Raw genomic sequence first — 9,065 nt, forward strand, 5'->3', positions numbered from 1 at the left:
CAAAAAAATTTTCAATAACCTTAAAAATTATCAAGCATGAAGAAATTTGAAGAACTTAAAAACTTAGTAATGGGTCTTGAGTCTGACTTTGAAAAGTTCTATGACAAAAAGAATAACGCTGCTGGAACAAGAGTAAGAAAAGGCATGCAAGAGTTGAAGAACATGGCTCAAGATATCAGAGTTGAAGTTCAGGATATCAAAAACAAAGGTTAATTATATCCAATTAATAAATAAAGAAAGGCGATCATTTGATCGCCTTTTTTTATGTCTTACATTTTAAGACTCTTGCATTGAATCTAAGGTTGATTTTATTTGCGATTGAAGATTACTACTCGCACTTAATAAGGGCAATCTCACATAATTCTCACAAATGCCCTGAAGTTTAAGCACTTCTTTAATGCCTACAGGATTGCTTTCTTGATACATTAACGGATTAATACCCTGTAATTTGAATGCAGCTTTTGATGCAGCTTCATAATTTCCCGAAAAGGCATTGTCTTTCATTTCTTTAAAAATATCTCCAAAGGCATTAGCCAACACTGAAATAACCCCTTTCGAACCTATTGAATACAATGGAACAGTGAGCATGTCGTCACCGGAGATTAAAAGAAAATCTGATAGCTTATTAGCGCTGATCGCCATTGATTGCTCTACATTGCCCGATGCTTCTTTAACCCCTATGATATTTGGATGCTTTGCTAGTGTTAATGTTGTTTCTGCAGTGAGATTAGAAGAAGTTCTACCCGGTACATTATAAAGAATTGCAGGTACAGGAGAAGTGTCTGCCACAAGCTCAAAATGCTTAATAATTCCTGCTTGAGAAGGTTTGTTGTAATATGGACTAACAGATAGTATAGCGTCTACACCACTTAAATCGGCTGATTTAATGTTTTCGATGACTTGCCTGGTGTTATTTCCGCCAATGCCATAAACAATTGGCAGTTTTGCCGAATTGTTTTTCTTAACAAAATCAAGAATTTGTTGCTTCTCAGAAGGGGTGGTTGTTACAGATTCACCAGTTGTACCCTGAACTACATAATAATCAACACCCTGCTTTGCAGTACTTTCCAGTAGTCTTTTGAGCCCATCAAAGTCTATGCTTTCATCTTTATTAAATGGTGTGACTAAGGCTACACCAGTTCCATATAATTTAGTAGTATCCATTAAGAAAGTAATTTTGTATATCGGTACATCTCTTCAATGAGTTTTTTAATGCCACCATCTTTGGGCACTTGTACCATCATCTCTGAGTATAGCGCATTTTCCTCGTCATATTTAGCCACTCTGCATTTGGCCTTACTTTGTGCCAGAATATTTCTTAGAATGAGGTTGCTCTCTTCATCTATATAAAAAAGATAATCAAAGCTTTTGTTTATAAAGCTCTTTACTTTATCCGATTCAATATTTCCCCAAAAAGTAATCTCTTTAGCTGTAAAGAAGTCAAACAGAAACTCATGGTTTTCCTGGTTTTTAGGCAAGAATGCGAGCACCTCTACTTTCTTACCATCATTTTCCAGTGTTTTTATTAGGTGCTTAATTTGCTCATGTTTCTGCACACTATTAATGCTAAAGAGTATGCCAATATCATTCACTTGATTGTAATTCATGCTAGATCTGGGCGCTTGATTTTTCTTAACAAAACCTTTGGCCTTATGTGTAAGTAATTTTTTAGATAGCATGGATTAGTTGTTAATCATCTTTGTAAAATCTTCCTCACTTATAATTGTGATATTCAATTTTTCTGCTTTTTCTCGTTTTGCAGGTCCCATTTTATCACCTGCCAACAAATAATCTAATTTACCGGAAATGCCTGATATTACCTTACCACCATGATTTTTAATGGTTTCCTTCAATTCATCGCGGCCAAAGTTTTCGAATACGCCTGATACAACAAAGCTTTTTCCATCTAAAACATTCGAAATGCTGGTGTCATCTTTTTCAATAATTTCAAATTGAATCCCGGCTTCTTTTAACCGTTGAATTTCGCGAATGTATTTGTCATTGGCAAAATAGGAGAGAAGGCTATTGGCAATACGTTCACCGATTTCAGGAACATCAATGAGTTGTTCGTAGCTTGCCTTGCTTAGTGAATCTATGTTTTTGAAATAGCGGGCTAGCTTTTCTGCAACAGTTCGTCCTACAAACCTAATTCCCAATGCAAACAGCACGCTTTCAAAAGGGGTATTTTTTGATTCCTCTATACCTTTTAACAGGTTTTTCGTACTCAAATCCTTAAACCCTTCGAGGTTGAAAACATCATCGTAATTCAAATCATACAAATCAGCAGGGCTGTAAACCAACCCCTTCTGGTATAGTAAGCCAATAGTGCTCTCGCCAAGGCTATCAATGTTCATGGCCTTTCGTTGAATAAAATGTTCTATCCGACCTTTTATCTGTGGCGGACAACCATCAATATTTGGGCAATAATGCTGCGCTTCGCCTTCCACTCGAACCAAAGGCGTTCCACACTCAGGACATTCCAATATATACTCAACTGGATTGGAGTCAGCTTTACGCTTAGTAAAATCTACTTTTATTACTTTAGGAATTATTTCACCACCTTTTTCCACAAAAACAGTATCGCCAATTCTCACATCCAAACGCTCAATTTCATTAGCATTATGCAGTGATGCCCGTTTGACAGTAGTACCTGCTAACAAAACAGGTTTTAATTCAGCTACAGGCGTTACAGCTCCAGTTCGGCCTATCTGGTAGGTAATACCTTCCAGAATAGTAGTGGTATCTTCAGCCTTGTACTTATATGCAATGGCCCATCTTGGGCTTTTAGCGGTAAAACCCAAATCCCTTTGCTGTTTCAGGCTGTTTACCTTGATAACAATCCCATCGGTTTCCAAAGGCAATTCGTGTCTTTTAGTTTCCCATTTTTCTATGTAGTTGATCACTTCGTCTATAGTGGAGCATTTTTGATAGGTAGGGGAAACATTGAAGCCTAGATTAATTAGGGTTTTAATCGCCCCTTCATGAGTTTCTACATTCAGGTTGTCACCCACCATAGAATAGAGGTAGCAGTCTAACTTTCTTTTGGCTACTAACGATGAGTCTTGCATTTTTAGTGATCCTGAAGCGGTATTTCTGGCATTGGCATATAATTCTTCACCATTTTCTTCTCTTTCTTTATTTAATCTGGCAAAGGCTTCCTTCGAGAGAAAGGCTTCACCTCTGGCTTCAAATTCTTCCTGGTAATTGCCTTTTAATTTGAGTGGAATGGTTCTGATGGTTTTTACATTGTTTGTAATGTCATCACCCCGGGTGCCATCGCCTCGGGTTACCGCTCTTGCCAATACACCATTTTCGTAGGTTAGGCTTAGGGCAACGCCATCAAACTTTAGTTCACAGAAATATTCGTATTCTGTAGTCTCAAGGCCTTTTTCAACCCTTTTATCAAAATCTCTTAAATCATCCGTTGAGTAAGTATTGCCTAGCGAAAGCATGGCATGCTTATGGTAAACCGTTTCAAAATTTTTGGTGATGGTGCCGCCAACACGCTGGGTAGGAGAGTCTTTTTCTTTAAGTTCAGGGTATTCTTTTTCTAACGCTATTAATCGCTCTAAAAGCTGATCAAACTCGTAATCCGATATCTCAGAAGTGTCTTTTTGATAATACAGATCGTTGTAATAATTGATCTTTTCTGAAAGCTCAGCTATTTCCTTTTTAGCTTGTTCCTTAGTCATGCTTCAACTGCAAAATGATGATAAGTTAATTTAATTCATCTAATGATTTATTAATATCTTCTTCAACTGACCTGAGTTTTTTTCGACAGATATTTACAAGTTCAGTGGCTTCTTTTACCTTATCCGTAAGTTCATCAACGGTAAGTTCTCCGCTTTCTATTTCAGCTACTGTTTTCTCTAGTTTTGTCAGGGCTTCGGTATAGGTCTTAATCTTCTTCATTCAAATCATCAATTTTTTGCACCTTACTTTCGAGCAACGAATATAATGTTCTTGTCTCAATAATATCACCAACATTTAACTTTTCATTGCCAAGCATTTTGCCGTTTTTGCTGGTGATGGAATAACCTCTTTTTAACGTATTTATCGGATTCAGATAATTGACCTTGGTGCCATAATCATCTAGCCCGTTATGAGCTTGTTTCATAAAAAGCTTTACGTCAGATTTTAATTGTGAGCACATTCTATTCAGTTGATAGTCATTGTTCGATAGCTGTATTTTAAATGAGTTGCTTAACCTATTCGTAAGAGAGGATATATCAGTTCTTTTTTGGTTTAAAATCAGTTGAACATATTTACCCGTCCGATGCATCAGGTCAATCATGGTTGATTCAACATCCATTGACTTACCAATGACCCACTCAGCCACAGCAGTAGGAGTTTTGAGTGCCTTGTATGCAACTAAATCCAATATCGATTGATCTCTTTCATGACCTATTCCAGTAATTATAGGAATTGGAAATTGGCAAGCATTGAATGCCAACTCATAGTCATCAAAACAATCCAAGTCTACCCTAGAACCACCACCGCGAATGATAATTACTGCATCATAATCTGTATTTGAGTTATAGATCGTATGCAACGCATTAATAATTGATTCAGAAGCTGCCGAACCCTGCATTGTGGCTTTAAATAAATCAATATTGTACTTATACCCATATTCATTGGCTTCAATTTGATTCATGAAATCTTCATAGCCAGCTGCAGCAGGAGAACTAATAATCGCAATTCTGTTTAACGCCAAATCAACGGGTAGTTCTTTGTTCATATCAAAGACGCCATCTTCCATTAATTTATTGATGACTTCTTGTCTCAGTCGCTCTCTTTCGCCTAGCGTAAAGTTGGCATCAATGTCTTTTATATTAAAGCTTAAGCCATATAATTCATGAAATTGGATGCTGCCAAAGCACAAGATTTTCATGCCGGGCTTTAGCACCTGATTGGTCATTCGCTCGAACCATAGCGAAAGATTATTGTATACATTAGCCCAAATGGTTGCCCTTGTTTTGGCAATTACACGCTGTTCGTCTTTTTCGACTAACTCGATGTAGCAATGGCCATTTTGATTAACCTTTAACTCGCTAATTTCTGCAATTACCCAATATCCAGGTTCAAGGTTTCCTGATAGTGTGGATTGGATTAGCTTATTAAGTTCTAGAAGGCTTAAGTGCGCAGACATTCATCAAATTTACCAATTGATGTGGAGTCTTAACAACTAATTATAAAAAAGGAATTGTTGATTTAGAATTCTCTTAAAGTTTCTATCAAACCTGCATTTTTTCCTTTAAATCTAACTACAAGAAGTGGATGATTCATCTTTTCATTCACCATCTTTTCCGCTAAACTACCAAGGAATAATGCAGCTGTGGCCGTTCTACCTTTGGCGCCAATAATAATAAAATCTGGATTAATTTCATCAGCAAGGTCGTAGATGTCACTCGCCAAGTTATCATTAGTATCCAGCGAATAAACGTCACTGATTTTAATATTACGCTTGTCTATTTTCTTCATGAATTTTGCAAAACCATTCTGTGCATTTTTCTTCATGATTTCCGCAAACTCTTCAAACGATTTGCCTGTGTAATGATATCCTGCTGGCACTGTGTACACATTTTGACAGATAACTTCTGGCTTACTATCATTTTTAACTGCGAAGTCGATGGTTTGCTCTAAGGCTAGTTTTGCGTAATTAGAGAAGTCGATAGGTACCAATAGCTTTTCTGCCTTTGGCTCTACATTTTCTGGTACTATTAGCAAGTTACAGCTAGCTCTTCTGGCTAGCCTTAAAGTAGTAACACCAGTACCATCTAATGTTTTCTTTTGGCCAACAATAATTAAATCAGAATTACTTTTTTGAGCAATATTCAGTAAATCCCCGGCCTGACCTTTTTTAACATTTATTGAGAATTTAATCTTCTTTTGAGTTTTGAATAAACTCTTAATAGATTCTCTAATCTTAGCTTTTCTATCATTAATGGCCGTTTCTACTAACTCAGGAAACTCTTTTCGAACTTCAGTAGGAATATTTAAATTTCTTAAAATATTTACAAATTCAACTTTTTCTGCTGAAGTATGGTCAACAATGAAGGCAGCGTATTTTATAAGCGTTTCGTCAAGTGCTGATGTATCTAACCCTACAAGTATTTTTTTAAACGGCTCCATGTCTCAAATTTTGCCGCAAAGGTAACAATCAGTTAACATTACTCTAATATTATGATTAAATATTTAGGGATAATATTTGATCTGAAAGCATTTCAATTTGTTCCTTTGAATGAGTTGGGAAATTCGCTATTCTTATTTGTGAATTTTTGAATGTTCCATAGCCACTACCAATCACTAATCCCTTTTTAGCAAGCGCTTCAGTCAGTAATTTAGCGTCAATGGTGGTATTGGCCACTGCTGTAGTTCTAGATCTGTTATTCTCCTTCTCTACAAAATGGGATAAATATGGGCTTTCATTGATTGTATGTTGAAGCAAGGCATGTTTATAATTGGTTTCTTGCCTTATTTGTTGAACCCCTTTTTTGTTCATGTCTTCAGCTACTCTGCCCAGTAAATAGATGTTTAGCATGTTGGGAGTTTCAGGCGTTTGATTAATCATAGATTTTTTTACCAATTCTGGTATACAGTGATATGTGCCAATGCTCATGTTTTTATTCATGAGCGATTCTGCTTTCTGAACGCACCTATCATTGAACACCCAAACTCCTAAACCTGCGGGCAATCCAAAACATTTTTGCACCGAAAAGTAAAACGTGTCTACCGCAGAAAAATCAATTTCTACAGAAGGTGTGACGGAAACTACATCCAGTGCAATCAGCTGATCTTGAAAACTTTTACGGATAAGATCTAAATCATTCTGACTGTGTGAGGCTCCCGTGCTGGTTTCATTGTAGGTGATCGAGATTAATTCGGAGCTTTCTGGAATTAAAACGGTTTCAACTTCTACAACTGACCCCTCAATAACTTGTTTTTTTAATGCAGATTTACCTAAATTTTGAATTATACTGAAAAACTTTTCTGAAAACGCACCATTCACAAAATGGAAAGACTCATTCTCTATTAGATTTTGACCAATCCGTTCCCATACTTCTGTAGCAGATGAAGTGAATACAACATGATAACCGTCAGGAATGTTGAGTAATACTTTAAGCTGTTCAACAGTGTGAGCGTAGATGCTTTGAAATTCTTTACTTCTATGAGAAATGGAAGGAACACCATGCTTTAGGGCATTTTTAAGATGCTCTTCAGCTGTAAAGTATAGTTGTGAAGGTCCGGGGGTGAAGTATAATTTTTTCATGCCCACTCGTCAATTTCAATTGCCTCCAATACATCTGCCAACTCATCATAATCTTTGTAGCCAGGTCTTATTTCATCACCTGCCGTTATGCCGATCCCAGCAATTGAAGTACTATCCAAAATTTCATTAATGTTTGAGTCATCAAACCCCGAGCCTAGCAATACGCTGTATCTATTGGTCAGACCCTTGACCTGGTTTAGTTGATCTCCATCGTTTAGATCAACATTATTCAAAAGGATGTAATCTAAATCTAAGCTTAACTCTGAATCTATATTTTCTAAGTCAGTAGCGTAGATAAGCTTCACTTTACCAGCGTAATTCAGTAATTCAGACTGACTTGTGCTTTGGATAAACTGCGCATCGTATTCATTCACTATATTATCAATTTTTTCTTCAAATTCGAGGCAAAATTCAACTCCTGAAACCCAGGATGTGATTTCTTTAAATTGTTCTGGGCTCACAGAATTTTCATCGGTACCTGCCTTAAAACCAATAATATTTACATTCATGCCAGCACAATATCGTGCATCAGATAAGTTATTTACCGCGTTTACCTTCACAAATGTTTTTAATGCCATAATGTTCTATAGATTCTAATAATCAATATATAAGAATAATCGATAGGTTTTGTTCACAAAGCTAAATGAAAATAGCTTGCTTTGCGGCAGAAATTAAAAATGATATAATTATGGCAGTTAAAGTATTAGATGACTCAAATTTTAAAGAAGCCCTAGTAGAAAATAAAACGATAGTAAAATACTTCGCAGGTTGGTGTGGCAATTGCAGATTGTTCACTCCTAAATTTAAGAGACTCTCTGAAGATGAGAGGTTTACAGGAATAAATTTTGTGGATGTGGATGCAGAGAAGAATCCTGAAGCTAGAAAATTGGCTAATGTCACCAACTTGCCATTTTTTGCTGTTTTTGATGGTGACAAACTAATTGATGCCAAGGCAACAAGCAAAGAAGATGCTGTTGTTGAGCTTCTTGGCAAGCTGAATAATAATTAAAAGAGTAATTATCTTATTTTTGGGAGGTGTTAATTAAAATCAATAACGCCTCCCTTTTTTTGTTACTGTCAATTCTGACATTAGCTGCCTGTAATAATGACGAACGGATTCCTTTGGCCGCAGGTGAGCAGTTTGTTCCGCTTGAAGTAGGTCTGTATTATGACTATCAGATAGACGAAATACTTTATACCAACGATATTGTTGTTTTGGATACTACCTATTACCTGAGAGAAGAGGTGGTTGAAAGCTTCATCAATGCCCAAGATTCTGTTTACGTAATCTATCAATACACTAAGGCAAATTTAGTAGATGATTGGTCTTATTTTGATACCTGGCAGGCCAGAATTAACAACCAGCAATTAATAGTTACTGAGGGTAACACACCATTTGTGAAGTTGACGTTCCCCATTTTTGCTGGTAAAATATGGGATGGAAACAGTCAGAATCAGTTGGAAGAAGACAACTATCAGCTCGATAGCCTTTATTTCCCTTACACAATTAATGATCAACAATTTGAAAGTACTATCACCGTTGTTCAAAACGATAATGAGGATTTTATTGTTGAGCAGGATAGGAGATATGAAGTATATGCTTTAAACGTTGGTTTAATTTATAAAGAGGAACTTTTATACTCATATTGTACGGATGACAATTGTTTAGGTCAGCAACAAATTCAAAGTGGAGTATTCAGAACGCAGTCACTAATTGATTATGGCAAGAATTAACATCTTCATATTCTTTTTCTTTTCTGCCTTTATCATTCAGGCACAAAACAGGTATGTGGTG

The 9,065-nt window shown here is 36.4% G+C and carries 11 protein-coding genes; 3 read left to right on the forward strand and 8 right to left on the reverse strand.

Annotated elements, in window-relative coordinates; translation table 11 throughout:
- Window positions 1-36: 36 nt before the first annotated feature.
- Window positions 37-213 carry a BF3379 family histone-like protein gene (locus tag RLO81_RS04840; protein WP_205720900.1) on the forward strand — a complete coding sequence of 59 codons (177 nt, stop codon included), beginning with the start codon at window positions 37-39 and terminating at the stop codon, window positions 211-213.
- Window positions 214-276: 63 nt separating this feature from the next.
- On the opposite strand, the gene dapA is transcribed toward RLO81_RS04840, so the two are convergent.
- The 8 genes from dapA to RLO81_RS04880 all read right to left on the reverse strand — a co-directional run bounded on the left by dapA (window position 277) and on the right by RLO81_RS04880 (window position 7,848).
- Window positions 277-1,164 (reverse strand): 4-hydroxy-tetrahydrodipicolinate synthase, encoded by an 888-nt coding sequence (dapA, locus tag RLO81_RS04845; protein WP_350108027.1) that lies wholly within the window; start codon window positions 1,162-1,164, stop codon window positions 277-279.
- Window positions 1,164-1,679 (reverse strand): DUF6913 domain-containing protein, encoded by a 516-nt coding sequence (locus RLO81_RS04850; protein WP_350108030.1) that lies wholly within the window; start codon window positions 1,677-1,679, stop codon window positions 1,164-1,166. The genes dapA and RLO81_RS04850 overlap by 1 nt, the downstream gene beginning before the upstream one ends.
- A 3-nt stretch (window positions 1,680-1,682) precedes the next feature.
- A complete protein-coding gene (ligA, locus tag RLO81_RS04855; RefSeq protein ID WP_350108033.1) occupies window positions 1,683-3,692 on the reverse strand; it encodes an NAD-dependent DNA ligase LigA in 2,010 nt (669 codons plus the stop codon).
- 25 nt (window positions 3,693-3,717) lie between these two features.
- Window positions 3,718-3,912: an exodeoxyribonuclease VII small subunit gene (gene xseB, locus RLO81_RS04860; protein WP_205720904.1), complete on the reverse strand. Its 195-nt coding sequence runs from the start codon at window positions 3,910-3,912 to the stop codon at window positions 3,718-3,720.
- A complete protein-coding gene (xseA, locus tag RLO81_RS04865; RefSeq protein WP_350108036.1) occupies window positions 3,899-5,149 on the reverse strand; it encodes an exodeoxyribonuclease VII large subunit in 1,251 nt (416 codons plus the stop codon). Before xseA ends, xseB begins: the two co-directional genes overlap by 14 nt.
- A gap of 62 nt (window positions 5,150-5,211) precedes the next feature.
- Complete coding sequence (locus RLO81_RS04870) at window positions 5,212-6,132, reverse strand: universal stress protein (protein WP_350108040.1); 921 nt, start codon at window positions 6,130-6,132, stop codon at window positions 5,212-5,214.
- Between the two features lie 55 nt (window positions 6,133-6,187).
- Window positions 6,188-7,270 carry an aminotransferase class V-fold PLP-dependent enzyme gene (locus RLO81_RS04875; protein WP_350108043.1) on the reverse strand — a complete coding sequence of 361 codons (1,083 nt, stop codon included), beginning with the start codon at window positions 7,268-7,270 and terminating at the stop codon, window positions 6,188-6,190.
- Window positions 7,267-7,848, reverse strand: a complete 582-nt coding sequence (locus RLO81_RS04880; protein ID WP_350108046.1) for a beta/alpha barrel domain-containing protein — start codon at window positions 7,846-7,848, stop codon at window positions 7,267-7,269. The genes RLO81_RS04875 and RLO81_RS04880 overlap by 4 nt, the downstream gene beginning before the upstream one ends.
- A 110-nt stretch (window positions 7,849-7,958) precedes the next feature.
- Here RLO81_RS04880 and RLO81_RS04885 point away from each other — a divergent pair, with 110 nt between their 5' ends.
- Both RLO81_RS04885 and RLO81_RS04890 read left to right on the forward strand, forming a co-directional pair.
- On the forward strand, window positions 7,959-8,279 hold the full coding sequence (locus tag RLO81_RS04885) for a thioredoxin family protein (protein ID WP_350108048.1): 321 nt from the start codon (window positions 7,959-7,961) through the stop codon (window positions 8,277-8,279).
- Window positions 8,280-8,338: 59 nt separating this feature from the next.
- Window positions 8,339-9,004, forward strand: coding sequence for a hypothetical protein (locus RLO81_RS04890; protein ID WP_350108051.1), 666 nt, complete (start codon window positions 8,339-8,341; stop codon window positions 9,002-9,004).
- Window positions 9,005-9,065 lie beyond the last annotated feature (61 nt).

Origin of the sequence: Fulvivirga sp. (assembly GCF_040220315.1) — a bacterium.
In the GTDB taxonomy this organism is placed as follows: domain Bacteria; phylum Bacteroidota; class Bacteroidia; order Cytophagales; family Cyclobacteriaceae; genus Fulvivirga.

What these genes read in the sequence shown, in the direction of transcription:
- RLO81_RS04840 (WP_205720900.1), top strand. Translation starts at nt 37, where the DNA reads ATGAAGAAATTTGAAGAACTTAAAAACTTAGTAATGGGTCTTGAGTCT.
- dapA (WP_350108027.1), bottom strand. Translation starts at nt 1,164, where the DNA reads ATGGATACTACTAAATTATATGGAACTGGTGTAGCCTTAGTCACACCA.
- RLO81_RS04850 (WP_350108030.1), bottom strand. Translation starts at nt 1,679, where the DNA reads ATGCTATCTAAAAAATTACTTACACATAAGGCCAAAGGTTTTGTTAAG.
- ligA (WP_350108033.1), bottom strand. Translation starts at nt 3,692, where the DNA reads ATGACTAAGGAACAAGCTAAAAAGGAAATAGCTGAGCTTTCAGAAAAG.
- xseB (WP_205720904.1), bottom strand. Translation starts at nt 3,912, where the DNA reads ATGAAGAAGATTAAGACCTATACCGAAGCCCTGACAAAACTAGAGAAA.
- xseA (WP_350108036.1), bottom strand. Translation starts at nt 5,149, where the DNA reads ATGTCTGCGCACTTAAGCCTTCTAGAACTTAATAAGCTAATCCAATCC.
- RLO81_RS04870 (WP_350108040.1), bottom strand. Translation starts at nt 6,132, where the DNA reads ATGGAGCCGTTTAAAAAAATACTTGTAGGGTTAGATACATCAGCACTT.
- RLO81_RS04875 (WP_350108043.1), bottom strand. Translation starts at nt 7,270, where the DNA reads ATGAAAAAATTATACTTCACCCCCGGACCTTCACAACTATACTTTACA.
- RLO81_RS04880 (WP_350108046.1), bottom strand. Translation starts at nt 7,848, where the DNA reads ATGGCATTAAAAACATTTGTGAAGGTAAACGCGGTAAATAACTTATCT.
- RLO81_RS04885 (WP_350108048.1), top strand. Translation starts at nt 7,959, where the DNA reads ATGGCAGTTAAAGTATTAGATGACTCAAATTTTAAAGAAGCCCTAGTA.